The following is a 17,543-nucleotide window of genomic DNA, read 5'->3' on the forward strand; positions in this document are numbered from 1 at the left end:
AAGCCCACGCCCGGCCGGCGGGGGCCATCCCAGACATCCTTTAAGACCCGTCCCGTGAGGCGGGGAAGGAGGTCCGCTTCGGCATGACCACACACAATGAACCGACGTCCCGGCCGCCGCACCAGGTGCTGGACGGCGCGGACATCGCCCGGGTCGTCACCCGGATAGCGCACGAGATCGTCGAGCGCGCCAAGGGCGCGGAGGACGTCGTGCTGCTCGGCATCCACACCAGGGGCGTCCACCTCGCCCGCCGCCTGCACGGCCGGCTGGCCCAGATCACCGGGCGCGACATCCCGCTGGGCACCCTGGACATCACCATGTACCGGGACGACCTGCGGCTGAAGCCCGCCCGCGCCCTGGAGCACACCGAGATCCCGCCCGGCGGCATCGACGGCAAGCTCGTCATCCTCGTCGACGACGTGCTCTTCTCCGGCCGCACCATCCGCGCCGCGCTCGACGCGCTGAACGACATCGGCCGCCCGCGCGCCGTCCAGCTCGCCGTCCTGGTCGACCGGGGCCACCGCGAGCTGCCGATCCGCGCCGACTACGTGGGCAAGAACCTCCCCACCTCGCTGCGCGAGGCCGTGCAGGTGCGCCTGTCCGACAGCGACGGCGTGGACGCCGTCCTGGTCGGCGACCGCGACTTCGCCGTCCGCTCCTCGCAGGCCCTGGCCTCCCAGCCTTCCGAACCGCACCTCCCGGAGTGACCCGCGTGAAGCGCCACCTCGTCTCCGCCGCCGATCTCAGCCGCGACGACGCGCTGCTGATCCTGGACACCGCCGAGGAGCTGGCCCAGCTCTCCGGCCGGGCCGTCAAGAAGCTGCCCACGCTGCGTGGCCGCACCGTCGTCAACCTCTTCTTCGAGGACTCCACCCGGACGAAGACCTCCTTCGAGGTCGCAGAGAAGCGCCTGTCGGCCGACGTCATCAACTTCTCCGCCAAGGGCTCCTCGGTCTCCAAGGGCGAGAGCCTCAAGGACACCGCGCTGACCCTCCAGGCGATGGGCGCCGACGCGGTGGTCATCCGCCACCACGCCTCCGGCGCGCCGGCCCGCCTGGCCCAGTCCGACTGGCTGCACGGCAGCGTGATCAACGCCGGTGACGGCACCCACGAGCACCCCACCCAGGCGCTGCTCGACGCCTTCACCATGCGCCGCCACCTCAACCCCGGCAGCGGAAACGACCTCGCGGGGCGCCGGGTGACCATCGTCGGCGACGTCCTGCACAGCCGGGTCGCCCGCTCCAACGTCCACCTGCTGAACACGCTGGGCGCGCAGGTCACCTTCGTCGCCCCGCCGACGCTGCTGCCGATCGGGGTCGAGAACTGGCCCTGCGAGATCAGCTACGACCTGGACGCCGTGCTGCCCAAGACGGACGCGCTGATGATGCTGCGGGTGCAGCGCGAGCGGATGAACGCCGCGTTCTTCCCGACCGAGCGCGAGTACAGCCGCCGCTACGGCATGAACGGCCGCCGGATGGCCCAGCTGCCGGACCGGGCGATCGTGATGCACCCCGGCCCGATGGTCCGCGGCATGGAGATCACCGCCGAGGTCGCCGACTCGCCGCGCTGCACCGCCATCGAGCAGGTCGCCAACGGCGTCTCCGTCCGGATGGCCGTCCTCTACCTGCTCCTCGGCGGCGCCGTCTTCGCCGACACCCCCACCCCCACCGACTCCTCCCGCACCGACTCCGTGGAGACCTCCCAGTGACGAGCTACCTGATCCGCAACGCCAAGATCCTGGGCGGCGACCCGCAGGACCTCCACCTCGCCGACGGCGTGATCAAGGCGATCGGCACCGGCCTGACGGTCGAGGCCGACATCGAGATCGACGCCACCGGCCTGATCGCCCTGCCCGGCCTGGTCGACCTGCACACCCACCTGCGCGAGCCCGGCCGCGAGGACGCCGAGACCGTGCTCACCGGCACCCAGGCCGCCGCGATGGGCGGCTTCACCGCCGTCCACGCGATGGCCAACACCACCCCGGTGGCCGACAGCGCCGGCGTGGTCGAGCAGGTCTGGCGGCTCGGCCAGGAGGCCGGCTACTGCGACGTCCAGCCGGTCGGCGCCGTCACCGTCGGCCTGGAGGGCAAGAAGCTCGCCGAGCTCGGCGCGATGCACGAGTCCGCCGCCAACGTCCGGGTCTTCTCCGACGACGGCAAGTGCGTGGACGACGCGGTGCTGATGCGCCGCGCCCTGGAGTACGTCAAGGCCTTCGACGGCGTCGTCGCCCAGCACGCCCAGGAGCCCCGGCTCACCGAGGGCGCCCAGATGAACGAGGGCCAGGTCTCCGGCGAGCTCGGGCTCGGCGGCTGGCCGGCCGTCGCCGAGGAGTCGATCATCGCCCGCGACGTGCTGCTCGCCGCACACGTCGGCTCCCGGCTGCACGTCTGCCACCTCTCCACGGCCGGCTCGGTCGAGATCGTCCGCTGGGCCAAGTCCAAGGGCTGGGACGTCACCGCCGAGGTGACCCCGCACCACCTGCTGCTCACCGACGAGCTGGTCCGCACCTACGACCCGGTGTACAAGGTGAACCCGCCGCTGCGCACCGCCGAGGACGTCCGGGCGCTGCGCGCGGCGCTGGCCGACGGCACCATCGACGCCGTCGCCACCGACCACGCGCCGCACCCGGACGAGGACAAGGACTGCGAGTGGGCCGTGGCCGCGATGGGCATGGTCGGCCTGGAGACCGCGCTGTCGGTCGTGCAGCAGACCATGGTCGACACCGGCCTGCTGAACTGGGAGGGCGTCGCGGACCGGATGTCGCACCGCCCGGCCCGGATCGGCCGTCTCACCGGCCAGGGCCGGCCGGTCTCGGTGGGTGAGCCTGCCAACCTGGTCCTGTTCGATCCCGCGTACCGTGGAGCCGTGAACCCGGACAGCTTCGCCACCCGTAGCCGCAACACCCCCTACAAGGGCCTTGACCTGCCCGGACGGGTGCACGCCACCTTCCTGCGGGGCCGCGCCACGGTGCTGGCCGGGGAGCTCGCCGAGCAGGACGGCACCCGGTGATGGACCACGCCGCGCTCGCCCAGGAGCAGGCGAAGGTCACCGACTGGCCCGGCTACATCGGCTGGTCCGTCGGGCTGCTGATCGTGATCGGCCTCGTCTACTGGCTGATGCGCCAGGGCTGGAACTGGCGGCGCACCCTGCAGTCCGGCATGCCTCCGCTGCCGGCCGTGCCGGCCCGCGCCGGGCGCACCATCCTGGAGACCAGCGGCCGGTACCACGGCACGACCACCGCCGGGAACTGGCTCGACCGGGTCGTCGCCCACGGCCTGGGCACCCGCAGCCGCGCCGACCTCACCCTCGGCGAGGACGGCCTGCTGGTGCAGCGCCCCGGTGACGTCGACTTCTGGATCCCGGCCGAGCACCTGACCGGTGCCCGCACGGACTCCGGCATCGCCGGCAAGGTCGTCCCCTCCGGGCTGCTCGTCGTCACCTGGGCGCTCCCCCAGCCTTCGGCCGGGGGGACCCCCATGGGCACCATTGAGCTGGACTCCGGCTTCCGGGCCGACCACCCCGATGAGCACGCCGCCTGGGTCGAGGCGATCGCTCAGCTCGCAACACGTACGAAGACGAAGACGGAAGAGGCCGCGCAATGACCGCACCTGCCCCCACCACGCAGCGCCAACGGCGGGAACGAGTGCCTGCCGTGCTCGTCCTGGAGGACGGCCGGACCTTCCGCGGCCAGGCCTACGGCGCCATCGGCGAGACCTTCGGCGAGGCGGTCTTCAACACCGGCATGTCCGGTTACCAGGAGACCCTCACCGACCCGTCGTACCACCGCCAGGTGGTCGTGATGACCGCCCCGCAGATCGGCAACACCGGCTGGAACGACGAGGACGACGAGTCCAAGCAGATCTGGGTCGCCGGTTACGTCGTGCGCGACCCCGCCCGGGTCGCCTCCAACTGGCGCTCCCGCCGCTCGCTCGACGAGGAACTGGTCGCCCAGGGCGTCGTCGGCATCAGCGGCATCGACACCCGCGCGCTGACCCGCCACCTGCGCGAGCGCGGCGCGATGCGCTGCGGCATCTTCTCCGGCGAGGCGCTGGCCGACCCGGCCGCCCTGCTCACCCGGGTGCAGGAGTCGCCCGAGATGAAGGGCGCCGACCTGTGCGCCGAGGTGGCCACCACCGAGGCGTACGTCGTCCCCGCGATCGGCGAGAAGCGCTTCACCGTCGCCGCGCTGGACCTCGGCATCAAGGGGATGACCCCGCACCGGATGGCCGAGCGCGGCATCGAGGTGCACGTGCTGCCGGCCAACTCCACCCTGGAGGACCTCTACGCGGTCCAGCCGGACGGCGTGTTCTTCTCCAACGGCCCGGGCGACCCGGCCACCGCCGACCACCAGGTCGCCGTCGCGCAGGGCGTGCTGGAGCGCCGGACGCCGTTCTTCGGCATCTGCTTCGGCAACCAGATCCTCGGCCGCGCCCTGGGCTTCGGCACCTACAAGCTCAAGTACGGCCACCGCGGCATCAACCAGCCGGTGCAGGACCGCACCACCGGCAAGGTCGAGGTGACCGCCCACAACCACGGCTTCGCCGTGAACGCCCCGCTGGACACGGTGAGCGACACGCCCTACGGGCGGGTCGAGGTCTCCCACGTCTGCCTCAACGACGACGTGGTCGAGGGCCTCCAGGCGCTCGACGTCCCCGCCTTCAGCGTGCAGTACCACCCCGAAGCTGCTGCCGGCCCGCACGACGCGGCCTACCTCTTCGACCGTTTCGTGAAGCTCATGGAGGCCCAGCGTGCCTAAGCGCACCGACATCAAGTCCGTCCTGGTGATCGGCTCCGGCCCGATCGTGATCGGCCAGGCCGCCGAGTTCGACTACTCGGGTACGCAGGCCTGCCGGGTCCTCAAGGCCGAGGGCCTGCGGGTCATCCTGGTCAACTCCAACCCGGCCACGATCATGACCGACCCGGAGATCGCCGACGCCACCTACGTCGAGCCGATCACCCCGGAGTTCGTCGAGAAGATCATTGCCAAGGAGCGCCCCGACGCGCTGCTGCCGACCCTGGGCGGCCAGACCGCGCTCAACACCGCGATCTCGCTGCACGGCGCCGGCACGCTGGAGAAGTACGGCGTCGAGCTGATCGGCGCCGACGTCGAGGCGATCAACAAGGGCGAGGACCGCGACCTCTTCAAGGGCGTCGTCGAGGCCGTCAACGCCAAGATCGGCCACGGCGAGTCCGCCCGCTCGGTCATCTGCCACACCATGGACGAGGTGCTGGCCGGCGTCGACACGCTCGGCGGCTACCCGGTCGTCGTGCGGCCCTCCTTCACCATGGGCGGCGCCGGCTCCGGCTTCGCCCACAACGAGGAGGACCTGCGCCGCATCGCCGGCCAGGGCCTGACCCTCTCGCCGACCACCGAGGTGCTCCTGGAGGAGTCCATCCTCGGCTGGAAGGAGTACGAGCTGGAGCTGATGCGCGACAAGAACGACAACGTCGTGGTCGTCTGCTCCATCGAGAACTTCGACCCGATGGGCGTGCACACCGGTGACTCGATCACCGTCGCCCCGGCGATGACGCTCACCGACCGCGAGTACCAGATCCTGCGCGACATCGGCATCGCCGTCATCCGCGAGGTCGGCGTCGACACCGGCGGCTGCAACATCCAGTTCGCGGTCAACCCCGAGGACGGCCGGGTCATCGTCATCGAGATGAACCCGCGCGTCTCCCGCTCCTCGGCGCTCGCCTCCAAGGCCACCGGCTTCCCGATCGCCAAGATCGCCGCCAAGCTGGCCGTCGGCTACACCCTGGACGAGATCCCGAACGACATCACCGAGGAGACCCCGGCCTCCTTCGAGCCGAGCCTCGACTACGTCGTCGTCAAGGTGCCGCGGTTCGCGTTCGAGAAGTTCCCGAGCGCCGACGCCACGCTGACCACCACCATGAAGTCCGTCGGCGAGGCCATGGCCCTCGGCCGCAACTTCCCCGAGGCGCTCCAGAAGGCGCTGCGCTCGCTGGAGAAGAAGGGCTCCCAGTTCTCCTGGACCGGCCCCCTCGGCGACAAGGCGGAGCTGCTGGCCAAGGCGGTCGTGCCGACCGACGGCCGGATCAACACCGTCATGGAGGCCATCCGGGCCGGCGCCACCCCGGAGGAGGTGTTCGAGGCCACCAAGATCGACCCGTGGTTCGTCGACCAGCTCTTCCTGCTCGACGAGATCGCCGGCGAGCTGGCCGAGGCCGCCGAGCTCACCCCCGAGCTGCTGCGCCACGCCAAGCGGCACGGCTTCTCCGACCAGCAGATCGGCGAGATCCGCGGCCTGAAGCCGGACGTCGTCCGCGAGGTGCGCCACGCCCTCGGCATCCGCCCGGTGTTCAAGACCGTCGACACCTGCGCCGCCGAGTTCGCCGCCAGGACCCCGTACTTCTACTCGTCCTACGACGAGGAGAACGAGGTCGCCCCGCGCACCAAGCCCGCCGTGATCATCCTGGGCTCCGGCCCGAACCGCATCGGCCAGGGCATCGAGTTCGACTACTCCTGCGTGCACGCCTCCTTCGCGCTCGCCGACGCCGGGTACGAGACCGTCATGGTGAACTGCAACCCGGAGACCGTCTCCACCGACTACGACACCTCCGACCGGCTCTACTTCGAGCCGCTCACCCTGGAGGACGTGCTGGAGATCGTCCACGCCGAGCAGCAGGCCGGCCCGCTCGCCGGTGTGATCGTCCAGCTCGGCGGCCAGACCCCGCTGGGCCTGGCCCAGGCGCTCAAGGACAACGGCGTGCCGATCGTCGGCACCCAGCCCGAGGCGATCGACCTCGCCGAGGAGCGCGGCGCCTTCGGCCGCGTCCTGAGCGACGCCGGCCTGCCGGCCCCCAAGCACGGCACCGCCTTCTCCTTCCAGGAGGCCAAGGCGATCGCCGACGAGATCGGCTACCCCGTGCTCGCCCGCCCGTCCTACGTGCTCGGCGGCCGCGGCATGGAGATCGTCTACGACGAGGCCTCGCTGGCCTCGTACCTGGAGCGGCACGCCGGTCTGATCTCCGAGCACCCGGTGCTCATCGACCGCTTCCTGGACGACGCGGTGGAGATCGACGTCGACGCGCTCTACGACGGCACCGAGCTCTACCTCGGCGGCGTCATGGAGCACATCGAGGAGGCCGGCATCCACTCCGGCGACTCCGCCTGCGCGCTGCCCCCGATCACCCTCGGCGGCTTCGACATCAAGCGCCTGCGCACCTCCACCGAGGCCATCGCCCGCGGTGTCGGCGTCCGCGGCCTGATCAACATCCAGTTCGCCATGGCCGGGGACATCCTCTACGTCCTGGAGGCCAACCCGCGCGCCTCCCGGACCGTCCCGTTCACCTCCAAGGCGACCGCCGTACCGCTGGCCAAGGCCGCCGCCCGAATCTCGCTCGGCGCCACCATCGCCGAGCTGCGCGCCGAGGGCCTGCTCCCGGCCGAGGGCGACGGCGGCACCCTGCCCGCCGACGCGCCGATCGCGGTCAAGGAGGCCGTGATGCCGTGGAGCCGCTTCCGCGACGTCCACGGCCGCGGCGTGGACACCGTGCTCGGCCCGGAGATGCGCTCGACCGGTGAGGTCATGGGCATCGACAAGGTCTTCGGCACGGCCTACGCCAAGTCGCAGACCGGCGCCTACGGCGCGCTGCCGACCAAGGGCAAGGTCTTCGTCTCCGTCGCCAACCGGGACAAGCGCAACCTGGTCTTCCCGGCCCGCGCGCTGGTCGGCCTCGGCTTCGAGCTGCTCGCCACCGCCGGCACCGCCGAGGTGCTCCAGCGCGGCGGCATCCCCGCCACCGTGGTGCGCAAGCACAGCGAGGGCGAGGGCCCGAACGGCGAGCGGACCATCGTCCAGCTGATCCACGCCGGTGAGGTCGACCTCATCATCAACACGCCGTACGGCACCGGCGGGCGCCTCGACGGCTACGAGATCCGCACCGCGGCCGTGGCCCGTGCGGTGCCCTGCCTGACCACCGTCCAGGCGATGGGCGCGGCCGTCCAGGGCATCGACCGGCTGCTGCGCGACGAGGTCGGGGTGATGTCGCTCCAGGAGCACGCCGAGCTGATCAACGCCGGCCGCAAGTAGCACCACCGCAGTGGGGGGCACCGGAGCCTTTGGGTGCCCCCCACTTCCATGCCCGAGTACGGCTTCTGGTCCGGGAGTTGAACCACCCTTGTACAAGCTTCTGTTCGATCTGGTCTTCAAGAAGATGGACCCCGAGAAGGCCCACCACCTGGCCTTCTTCTGGATCCGCCTGGCCTCCTCGGTGCCCGGTCTGCGCACCCTGGTGCGGCTGGTGCTCGCCCCGCGGGACCGCGCCCTGCGCACCCGCGCCCTCGGCCTGGACCTGCCCGGCCCGTTCGGCCTGGCGGCCGGCTTCGACAAGAACGGCGTCGGCATCGACGGCCTGTCGATGCTCGGCTTCGACTACGTCGAGATCGGCACCATCACCGGCGAGCCCCAGCCCGGCAACCCGGCGCCCCGGCTGTTCCGCCTGGTCGAGGACCGCGCGCTGATCAACCGGATGGGCTTCAACAACCAGGGCTCGGCCCGGGTCGCCGCCCGGCTGGCCGCCCGCCCGCACACCAGCTCCACCCCGGTGATCGGCGTCAACATCGGCAAGACCAAGGTGGTCGAGGAGGCCGACGCCGTCGCCGACTACGTGAAGTCCACCGAGCGGCTCGCCAAGTACGCCGACTACCTGGTGGTCAACGTCAGCTCGCCGAACACCCCCGGGCTGCGCAACCTCCAGGCCGTGGACCACCTGCGGCCGCTGCTCGCCGCCGTCCGCGAGGCCGCCGACCGCACCACCCCGCACCACGTGCCGCTGCTGGTCAAGATCGCCCCCGACCTGGCCGACGAGGACGTCGACGCGGTCGCCGACCTCGCCCTGGAGCTGGGCCTGGACGGCATCATCGCCACCAACACCACGATCGGCCGCGAGGGCCTGCGCACCGACGCCCGGCGGGTCGAGGAGATCGGCATGGGCGGCCTGTCCGGCGCCCCGCTCAAGGCCCGTGCCCTGGAGGTGCTCCAGCGGCTGCGCGCCCGCACCGGGGGCCGGCTGACCCTGGTCTCGGTCGGCGGCATCGAGACCGCCGAGGACGCCTGGCAGCGGATCGTCCACGGCGCCGACCTGGTCCAGGGCTACAGCGCCTTCATCTACGAGGGCCCGTTCTGGTGCCGGAAGATCCACAAGGGCCTGTCCGCCAAGGTCCGCGCGGGCGGCTTCCGCAACCTGGCCGAGGCCGTCGGCAGCGCCGTCCGCGGCGCGTGAACACCCCCATCGGTTCTGGAAAGGACGACATGACCCTCGCCCCGTTCGGCGCCCGGCTGCGCCAGGCCCTCGACACCCGCGGCCAGCTCTGCGTCGGCATCGACCCGCACGCCTCCCTGCTCGCCGCGTGGGGGCTCGGCGACGACCTCGCCGGGCTGGAGACCTTCAGCCGCACCGTGGTCGAGGCGCTGGCGGACCGGGTGGCCGTGCTCAAGCCGCAGGCCGCCTTCTTCGAGCGCTTCGGCAGCAAGGGCGTCGCGGTGCTGGAGAAGACCGTCGAGGAGGCCAGGGCGGCCGGCGCGCTGGTCCTGATGGACGCCAAGCGCGGCGACATCGGCTCCACCATGGCCGCGTACGCCGAGGCCTTCCTGTCGCCGGCCAGCCCGCTGTTCTCGGACGCGGTGACGGTCAGCCCGTACCTGGGCTTCGGCTCGCTGCGCCCGGCCCTGGACCTGGCCCGGGAGCAGGGCTGCGGCGTGTTCGCGCTGGCGCTCACCTCCAACCCGGAGGGCGCCGAGGTCCAGCGCGCGGTGGGCGCGGACGGCGAGCCGGTCGCGGCCTCGGTGCTGCGCCAGCTGGCAGCCGAGAACGAGGGCGCCGCGCCGCTCGGCTCCTTCGGTGCGGTGGTCGGCGCGACGCTGGCCGACGCGGGCGTGGAACTGGCCATCAACGGCCCGCTGCTGGCGCCCGGGATCGGCGCCCAGGGCGCGACCATGGCGGACCTGCCGCGGGTGTTCGGCGGTTCGGTGATCAACGTGGTGCCGAGCGTCAGCCGGGACGTGCTCAAGCACGGGCCCTCGGTGCCGGCGCTGCGGGAGGCGGCGGAGCGCTTCGTCGGGGAGTTCGCGGACGCCGTCAGGTAGGGCGCCGAGTGGGCCGCCGCGTAGGCGGTCGGGTCGGCCGCCAACTCGGCCGCCAACTCGGTCGCCAAGTCGGCCGTCAAGTCGGCCGTCAAGTAGCGGAACCCGTCGTTCAGGTAGCCGCGTGGTGACCCTGCGGAGTGTCCGCAGGACCGCGCGGTGGCCGCGGAGTCGACGTGAGCGCCGTCACATCGGCACCGCCAAAGCCTCGCAATCGCGGTCATTTTGCCCTGGAAAGTCCTGGTCGGCCTTGGCTGACCAGGACTTTTCGTGTTCTTTTCCTGACGTGGCGCCGCAATCCGGGTAGTGTCCGGCGATAGGTCATCGGCGAGCCGCGATTTCCGTGGCTCCCGCAGGTCAGGGCCTTGTGGTTCCCCTTGCGGACGGTGTCCTCGGTACCGAACCAGTCCTAGCTCAATCCATCCATCCACACCCTGAGGTGAACGGCGTGGCCCTTCCGCCCCTTACCCCTGAACAGCGCACCGCCGCGCTCGCCAAGGCCGCCGAGGCTCGCCGGGAGCGCGCCGAGGTCAAGAACCGGCTCAAGCACTCCGGCGCCTCCCTGCACGAGGTCATCAAGGCCGGCAAGGCCGACAACGACGTCATCGGCAAGATGAAGGTCTCGGCCCTGCTGGAGTCCCTTCCGGGCGTCGGCAAGGTCCGTGCCAAGCAGATCATGGAGCGCCTCGGCATCAGTGAGAGCCGCCGCGTCCGCGGCCTCGGTACGAACCAGATCGCTTCCCTGGAGCGGGAGTTCGGCGGTGGCGCCGCCTGACCGTGCCCCCGTGGTCCCAGGATCCCCCGCGATCCGGGATAATCGGTGCATGAGTGAGCGTCCGCGGCTGACCGTGCTCTCCGGCCCCTCGGGGGTCGGCAAGAGCACGGTCGTCGCTCATATGAGGAAGATGTACCCCGAGGTCTGGCTCTCGGTGTCGGCGACGACCCGCCACCCGAGGCCCGGCGAGAAGAACGGGGTCCAGTACCACTTCGTCGACAACGACGAGTTCGACAAGCTGGTCGCCAACGGCGAGTTGCTGGAGTGGGCCGAGTTCGCCGGGAACCGTTACGGGACCCCGCGCGCGGCCGTGCTGGAGAAGTTGGAGCGTGGCGAGCCGGTGCTGCTGGAGATCGATCTCCAGGGCGCCCGCCAGGTGCGCGAGTCGATGCCCGAGGCGCAGCTGGTCTTCCTGGCTCCGCCGAGCTGGGACGAGCTGGTCCGCCGGCTGACCGGCCGGGGCACCGAGTCGCAGGACGTGATCGAGCGGCGGCTGGAGGCGGCCAAGGTCGAGCTCGCGGCCGAGACCGAGTTCGACACGACCCTTGTCAACACCTCCGTCGAGCAGGTAGCGGCCGAACTGCTAGCCTTGCTCGGTGTAGCCTGACCTGTCTGTCTTTTCCACCTTTTCGGAAGGTTTTAGCGTGTCCTCTTCCATGACCGCGCCCGAGGGCATCATCAACCCGCCGATCGACGAGCTGCTCGAGGCCACCGACTCCAAGTACAGCCTCGTGATCTACGCCGCCAAGCGCGCGCGCCAGATCAACGCGTACTACTCCCAGCTCGGCGAGGGCCTGCTGGAGTACGTCGGCCCGCTGGTCGACACCCACGTGCACGAGAAGCCGCTGTCGATCGCGCTGCGCGAGATCAACGCGGGCATGCTGACCGCCGAGGCGATCGAGGCTGCCTGAGGCGGTCGCTGAATTTCCGGGAGGGCCCGGCGGAATCGTTTCCGCCGGGCCCTTCGGCGTTGTGGGCGGCACCACGGTGCGGGTGATCGTCGAGGGGCCGTAGGGTGGGCGCGTTCCTGTTCGGACGAAGGGTTGGAAGGTGACTGTGGACGCCCCCCGTGTGGTCCTCGGCGTGAGCGGCGGGATCGCCGCCTACAAGGCGTGCGAACTGCTGCGCCGCTTCACCGAGTCCGGCCACCAGGTCGCCGTGGTGCCGACCGCGGCCGCGCTGCACTTCGTCGGCGAGGCGACCTGGGCGGCGCTGTCCGGGCGCCCGGCCGCCACCGAGACCTGGGAGCGCGTCCACGAGGTGCCGCACGTGCGGATCGGGCAGCAGGCCGACCTGGTGGTGGTCGCCCCGGCCACCGCCGACCTGATCGCCAAGGCCGCCCACGGCCTCGCCGACGACCTGCTGACCAACACCCTGCTCACCGCCCGCTGCCCGGTCGTGGTGGCGCCCGCCATGCACACCGAGATGTGGGAGCACCCGGCCACCCGGGAGAACGTGGCCACGCTGCGCCGCCGGGGCGTGATCGTGCTGGAGCCGGCCGTCGGACGGCTGACCGGCAAGGACACCGGCAAGGGCCGGCTGCCCGAGCCGTCCGCGATCTTCGACGCCTGCCGGGCCGTGCTGCGTCGCGGCGGGCCGGTGCCGACCGACCTGGCCGGCCGGCACGTGGTGGTCTCGGCCGGCGGCACCCGGGAGCCGCTGGACCCGGTGCGCTACCTGGGCAACCGTTCCTCCGGCAAGCAGGGCTACGCGCTCGCCGCGACGGCCGCGGCGCGTGGCGCCAGGGTGACGTTGCTCTCGGCCAATGCCGAGCTGCCGGACCCGGCCGGGGTGGACGTGGTGCACGTCTCGACCGCGCTGGAGCTTCGGGAGGCGGCGCTGGAGGCGGTCCGGGACGCGGACGCCGTGGTCATGGCCGCGGCGGTGGCGGACTTCCGGCCCGCCGAGTACGCGACCGGCAAGATCAAGAAGGTCGAGGGGGTCGAACAGCCGCCCGTCGTCCTGGTCCGCAACCCCGACATCCTGGCCGAGCTGTCGGCCCACCGGGCCCGTTCGGGTCAACTGGTCGTGGGTTTCGCGGCGGAGACCGACGACGTGCTCGCCAACGGCCGCGCCAAGCTCGCCCGCAAGGGCTGTGACCTGCTCGTCGTGAACGAGGTGGGCAACGGCAAGGCCTTCGGTACGGACGTCAACGAGGCCGTGGTCCTGGGTTCGGACGGCAGTGAGACGGCCGTTCCGGTGGGCCCGAAGGAGGCCCTCGCGGACGTGATCTGGGACCTGGTGGCAAAGCGGCTGGAAACGGGCGGCAACTGATCGGAACCGTTCGCGCGCCGCTCGAGAAATTCTGAAGCGGGTGACGTTCGACGGAAGCAGACGGTTAGACTCCAGGAATCAAGTCTTTCCGGAGTTCCCCGGGTCGCCCCGGGGAACTTCAGTCAGCAGCCGCTGCAACCCCAGGGAGCGCTGTGTCTCGCCGCCTGTTCACCTCGGAGTCCGTGACCGAGGGACACCCCGACAAGATCGCTGACCAGATCAGCGACACCATCCTTGACGCTCTCCTGCGGGAGGACCCGACGTCCCGGGTCGCCGTGGAGACGCTCATCACCACCGGCCAGGTGCACGTGGCCGGCGAGGTGACCACCAAGGCGTACGCGCCGATCGCCCAGCTCGTCCGGGACAAGATCCTGGAGATCGGCTACGACAGCTCCAAGAAGGGCTTCGACGGCGCCTCCTGCGGTGTCTCGGTGTCCATCGGTGCCCAGTCGCCCGACATCGCGCAGGGCGTCGACACCGCGTACGAGGCGCGCGTCGAGGGTGCCTCCCAGGGGGACGACACGGACGACCTGGACAAGCAGGGCGCCGGCGACCAGGGCCTGATGTTCGGCTACGCGTCCGACGAGACGCCCGAGCTCATGCCGCTGCCGATCACCCTGGCGCACCGCCTCTCCCGCCGCCTGACCGAGGTGCGCAAGAACGGGACCATCCCGTACCTGCGCCCCGACGGCAAGACCCAGGTCACCATCGAGTACGACGGCGACAAGGCCGTCCGCCTCGACACCGTGGTCGTCTCCACCCAGCACGCCAGCGACATCGACCTGGAGTCGCTGCTCACCCCGGACATCCGCGAGTTCGTGGTCGAGCCGGAGCTGAAGGCGCTGGCCGAGCAGGGCATCAAGCTGACCACCGAGGGCTACCGCCTGCTGGTCAACCCGACCGGCCGCTTCGAGATCGGCGGCCCGATGGGCGACGCCGGCCTCACCGGCCGCAAGATCATCATCGACACCTACGGCGGCATGGCCCGCCACGGCGGCGGTGCCTTCTCCGGCAAGGACCCGTCCAAGGTGGACCGCTCGGCCGCGTACGCGATGCGCTGGGTGGCGAAGAACATCGTCGCCGCCGGCCTCGCCCGCCGCGCCGAGGTGCAGGTCGCGTACGCGATCGGCAAGGCCGAGCCGGTCGGCCTGTTCGTGGAGACCTTCGGCACCGAGACCGTCCCGGTCCTCGCCATCCAGAAGGCCGTCTCCGAGGTCTTCGACCTGCGTCCGGCCGCGATCATCCGCGACCTGGACCTGCTGCGCCCGATCTACGCCCAGACCGCGGCGTACGGCCACTTCGGCCGTGAGCTGCCGGACTTCACCTGGGAGCGCACCGACCGGGTGGAGCAGCTGAAGGCGGCCGTGCAGGACTGACGCACAGCTTGAGTGAGGCGGCGCCCGCCCCCGTCCGGGGGTGGGCGCCGCCTCGTGCGTTGTCGGTGTGACCTGGTAGTACTGGGAAGTGATGAGCAGCACAGGGGAGCCAGAGCAGCTGGCGTTCATCCGCGAGACGGTCAAGCGGGCCAAGCCCAGGACGTGGCGCGGTGCCAAGCGGGCGGAACACAATCCGATCGCCCGGGTCGTGGTCGACAAGGGCGTCCTGAGCATCGACCAGTTCTTCGACTACGAGGTTCCGGCGATCATGGACGAGGCCGCGCAACCCGGAGTCCGGGTCCGGGTCCGCTTCGGGGCCCGACTGGTCAACGGGGAACGGCAGGGCGGGACGCTCCACGACGGGTTCATCGTCGAGCGGCTCGCGAAGACCGACTACCCGTACGCCCTGGCGCCGATCGCGCAGGTCATCTCGCCCGAGCCGGTGCTCTCGCCCGAGCTGCTGAACCTGTGCCGTACGGTCGCCGACCGGTACGCGGGCACCCTGGCCGACGTCCTCCAGCTCGCCGTACCGCCCCGGCACGGCGAGGCGGAGGCGGAGCCCTCGCCGCCGTCCCGTCCCAGGCCGGACCCGCCGGCCCCGGGCGGCTGGTCCCGGTACCCCGCGGGGCCGGACTTCCTGGCCGCACTCGCGAACGGGGGCTCGCCGCGGGCCGTCTGGGCGGCGCTGCCCGGGCGCGGATGGCCCTACGAGATCGCCCGGGCCGTGGCGGCCGCCCTGGCGAGCGGCCGGGGCGCACTGGTCGTGCTGCCCGACGGGCGGGCCACCGCCCGGGTGGACCGGGCGCTCACCGAACTGCTGGGTGAGGGGCGGCACGCCGTTCTCGCCGCCGATCTCGGCCCCCGCGAGCGGTACACGCGATGGCTGGCCGTGAGCCGCGGGTCCGTACACGCCGCGATCGGGACCCGGGCGACGATGTTCGCACCGGTCCGCGACCTCGGCCTGGTGGTGGTCTGGTCGGACGGCGACAGCAGCCACAGCGACGGGCACGCGCCCTATCCGCACGCCCGGGACGTCGCGCTGCTCCGGGCGACGGAGGCGGGCGCGGCGGTGCTCCTCGGCGGCCACTCGGTGACGGTGGAGGGTGCCCAACTGGTCAGCAGCGGCTGGGCCAGGTCGATCGTGGCGGATCGCGAGACGGTGCGGGAGACGGCACCCGCGGTGCGTACGGTCACCGACCGCGACGAGGCCAGGGACGCGGCGGCGCAGGCCGCGCGACTGCCGTCCGTGGCGTGGCAGGCCGCGCGGGACGGGCTCGCCGCCGGCGGTCCGGTCCTGATCCAGGTGCCCCGGCGCGGTTACGTGCCCCGGCTGGCCTGCAACCGCTGCCGTGAACCCGCCCGCTGCCGGCAGTGCGAGGGGCCGCTGGAAGCGGTCTCGGCGGACGCTCCGCTGCACTGCGGCTGGTGCGGGAAGGACGAGACGGACTGGCACTGCCCCGAGTGCGGCTCGTTCCGGCTCCGGGCGCAGGTGGTGGGGGCGCGCCGGACGGCCGAGGAACTGGGCAGGGCCTTCCCCGGGGTGCCGGTACGGGTCTCCGGACGGGACACGCTGCTCGCCACCGTGCCGAACGAACCGTCCCTGGTCATCTCGACTCCGGGGGCCGAGCCCGTGGTGGAGGAGGGTCCCGGGTACGCGGCGGCCCTGCTGCTGGACGGGTGGTCGCTCCTCACGTTCCCCGATCTGCGGGCGGGGGAGTACGCGCTGCACCGCTGGCTGACGGCGGCCGCGCTGGTGCGGTCCGGTGCGGAGGGCGGCACGGTGGTGGTCGTCGCCGAACCGACCGTCCGTCCGGTACAGGCACTGGTGCGCTGGGACCCGTTCGGGCACGCGGGCATGGAACTGGACGAACGTGCCCAACTGCACTTCCCGCCGGTGTCACGGATGGCCTCGGTGGTGGGGAGTCCGAAGGTCGTGGCGGACCTGTTGGACATCGTCAAGCTGCCGGAGGGCGCCGATGTGCTCGGGCCCGTGCCGCTGCCGCAGGTGCGGGGGGAGGACCGGGAGAGAGCGCTGCTACGGGTCTCGCCCGGGCAGGGCGCCGCGCTGGCCGCGGCCCTCAAGGCCGCGCAGATCACCCGGACCGCCGTGCGGGGGCCCGCGAGTCTGGACGTGCGGATCGATCCGACCGAGATCGGATAGCGCCGGGTGGGGCGGGGTGAGTGGGCCACCCCGCCCCGGTTCGGCCCCGGTTCGGCCCCGGGTTCGGCCTCCGGCCCCGGTGTGGCGGTTCGGTCGGGTTGGTCGGCTCGGTCGGCTCGGTCGGGTTGGTCGGTCCGGTCGGTTCGGTCAGCCGCGCAGCGGGATGCCGGGGCGGTCCGGCTGGGGGCGGTCGACGGGGGTGCCGCGGTCGGTCGTGCCGCGGTCGACGGGGGTGCGGTCCAGGGGGCCGCGGTCCATCGCGGTGCGGTCGATCGGCGCGCGGTCGATTGCGGTGCGGTCGATCGCCGTGCGCTCCAGGGCTCCGCGGTCGAGGCTGCCGCGCTCCAGGCTGCTGCGGTCCAGGCCGCCCTGGCGGGCCGCCGGGACGGTCGCGGCCAGCCCGGTGCGCTCGGCGCCGGCGGGCAGTTCCTCGGAGCGGTCCGGGCGGCTCTGGCCCGGGACGGCGCCGCTCGCGGCCAGGAGTTCGCTGGTCGGGCGGCGCATCCCGTAGCGCCGGTGCACCGCCTGCTTGGTGACCCCGAGGGCGGAGCCCACCGAGTCCCAGGAGAAGCCCAGCGCCCGGTCGAACTCGACCGCCGCCGCCACCAGCGTCTCCACGCTCTCCCGCAGCTCCTGCGCCAGGCGCACGGTCGGCGCCGGGGCCCGCCCGTACACCACGAAGCCGGCCGAGGTGCTCGGTCGGCGCGGACGGTAGACGTTGCCCAACTGGGCGGTGAGCGTCCGCAGCGCGTCGACCTGCCGCCTCACCCGCTCGATGTCCCGCACCAGCAGGTGCAGGCTCGCCCGCGCCCGGGCGTCGTGGTTGATCTGCTCGGCCATGGCCTACG

General features: G+C 72.0%; 14 protein-coding genes and 1 pseudogene. 14 read left to right on the forward strand and 1 reads right to left on the reverse strand.

Annotated features, from left to right (window positions below; translation table 11 throughout):
* The first annotated feature begins 83 nt into the window (after positions 1-83).
* From pyrR to ACGF0D_RS06710, 14 genes are all read left to right on the forward strand, one after another.
* Positions 84-707, forward strand: a complete 624-nt coding sequence (gene pyrR, locus ACGF0D_RS06645; RefSeq protein WP_392874786.1) for a bifunctional pyr operon transcriptional regulator/uracil phosphoribosyltransferase PyrR — start codon at positions 84-86, stop codon at positions 705-707.
* A 5-nt stretch (positions 708-712) separates the two neighbouring features.
* The gene (locus ACGF0D_RS06650; RefSeq protein WP_392874788.1) at positions 713-1,708 is read left to right on the forward strand and encodes an aspartate carbamoyltransferase catalytic subunit; all 996 of its coding nucleotides are present in this window, start codon (positions 713-715) and stop codon (positions 1,706-1,708) included.
* Positions 1,705-3,009: a dihydroorotase gene (locus ACGF0D_RS06655; RefSeq protein WP_392914174.1), complete on the forward strand. Its 1,305-nt coding sequence runs from the start codon at positions 1,705-1,707 to the stop codon at positions 3,007-3,009. The genes ACGF0D_RS06650 and ACGF0D_RS06655 overlap by 4 nt, the downstream gene beginning before the upstream one ends.
* Positions 3,009-3,602 (forward strand): hypothetical protein, encoded by a 594-nt coding sequence (locus ACGF0D_RS06660; protein WP_392914208.1) that lies wholly within the window; start codon positions 3,009-3,011, stop codon positions 3,600-3,602. Before ACGF0D_RS06655 ends, ACGF0D_RS06660 begins: the two co-directional genes overlap by 1 nt.
* The gene (gene carA, locus ACGF0D_RS06665; RefSeq protein ID WP_392874794.1) at positions 3,599-4,756 is read left to right on the forward strand and encodes a glutamine-hydrolyzing carbamoyl-phosphate synthase small subunit; all 1,158 of its coding nucleotides are present in this window, start codon (positions 3,599-3,601) and stop codon (positions 4,754-4,756) included. Before ACGF0D_RS06660 ends, carA begins: the two co-directional genes overlap by 4 nt.
* Entirely contained in the window at positions 4,749-8,057 is a 3,309-nt protein-coding gene (gene carB / locus ACGF0D_RS06670) for a carbamoyl-phosphate synthase large subunit (protein WP_392874798.1), read from the forward strand. Before carA ends, carB begins: the two co-directional genes overlap by 8 nt.
* Positions 8,058-8,145: 88 nt before the next feature.
* Positions 8,146-9,249, forward strand: coding sequence for a quinone-dependent dihydroorotate dehydrogenase (locus tag ACGF0D_RS06675; protein ID WP_392874801.1), 1,104 nt, complete (start codon positions 8,146-8,148; stop codon positions 9,247-9,249).
* 29 nt (positions 9,250-9,278) lie between these two features.
* The gene (gene pyrF / locus ACGF0D_RS06680; protein WP_392874803.1) at positions 9,279-10,112 is read left to right on the forward strand and encodes an orotidine-5'-phosphate decarboxylase; all 834 of its coding nucleotides are present in this window, start codon (positions 9,279-9,281) and stop codon (positions 10,110-10,112) included.
* A gap of 445 nt (positions 10,113-10,557) precedes the next feature.
* Positions 10,558-10,884, forward strand: coding sequence for an integration host factor, actinobacterial type (gene mihF / locus ACGF0D_RS06685; RefSeq protein ID WP_030056187.1), 327 nt, complete (start codon positions 10,558-10,560; stop codon positions 10,882-10,884).
* A 49-nt stretch (positions 10,885-10,933) separates the two neighbouring features.
* Entirely contained in the window at positions 10,934-11,491 is a 558-nt protein-coding gene (gene gmk / locus ACGF0D_RS06690) for a guanylate kinase (protein ID WP_392874805.1), read from the forward strand.
* 37 nt (positions 11,492-11,528) lie between these two features.
* On the forward strand, positions 11,529-11,795 hold the full coding sequence (gene rpoZ / locus ACGF0D_RS06695; protein WP_030240625.1) for a DNA-directed RNA polymerase subunit omega: 267 nt from the start codon (positions 11,529-11,531) through the stop codon (positions 11,793-11,795).
* A gap of 145 nt (positions 11,796-11,940) precedes the next feature.
* Positions 11,941-13,158 carry a bifunctional phosphopantothenoylcysteine decarboxylase/phosphopantothenate--cysteine ligase CoaBC gene (gene coaBC / locus ACGF0D_RS06700; protein WP_392914175.1) on the forward strand — a complete coding sequence of 406 codons (1,218 nt, stop codon included), beginning with the start codon at positions 11,941-11,943 and terminating at the stop codon, positions 13,156-13,158.
* Positions 13,159-13,310: 152 nt separating this feature from the next.
* Complete coding sequence (gene metK / locus ACGF0D_RS06705; RefSeq protein ID WP_392874811.1) at positions 13,311-14,534, forward strand: methionine adenosyltransferase; 1,224 nt, start codon at positions 13,311-13,313, stop codon at positions 14,532-14,534.
* 91 nt (positions 14,535-14,625) lie between these two features.
* On the forward strand, positions 14,626-16,695 hold the full coding sequence (locus ACGF0D_RS06710) for a primosomal protein N' (RefSeq protein ID WP_392914176.1): 2,070 nt from the start codon (positions 14,626-14,628) through the stop codon (positions 16,693-16,695).
* A 488-nt stretch (positions 16,696-17,183) separates the two neighbouring features.
* On the opposite strand, the pseudogene ACGF0D_RS06715 reads toward ACGF0D_RS06710, so the two are convergent.
* Positions 17,184-17,535, reverse strand: a pseudogene (locus tag ACGF0D_RS06715) (hypothetical protein); the annotation flags it as partial.
* Positions 17,536-17,543: the final 8 nt, after the last annotated feature.

This window comes from Kitasatospora sp. NPDC048298 (assembly GCF_043201465.1).
GTDB lineage: Bacteria > Actinomycetota > Actinomycetes > Streptomycetales > Streptomycetaceae > Kitasatospora.

Coding starts and splice junctions, on each gene's coding strand:
- pyrR (WP_392874786.1), top strand. CDS start 84: ATGACCACACACAATGAACCGACGTCCCGGCCGCCGCACCAGGTGCTG.
- ACGF0D_RS06660 (WP_392914208.1), top strand. CDS start 3,009: ATGGACCACGCCGCGCTCGCCCAGGAGCAGGCGAAGGTCACCGACTGG.
- carA (WP_392874794.1), top strand. CDS start 3,599: ATGACCGCACCTGCCCCCACCACGCAGCGCCAACGGCGGGAACGAGTG.
- pyrF (WP_392874803.1), top strand. CDS start 9,279: ATGACCCTCGCCCCGTTCGGCGCCCGGCTGCGCCAGGCCCTCGACACC.
- gmk (WP_392874805.1), top strand. CDS start 10,934: ATGAGTGAGCGTCCGCGGCTGACCGTGCTCTCCGGCCCCTCGGGGGTC.
- ACGF0D_RS06710 (WP_392914176.1), top strand. CDS start 14,626: ATGAGCAGCACAGGGGAGCCAGAGCAGCTGGCGTTCATCCGCGAGACG.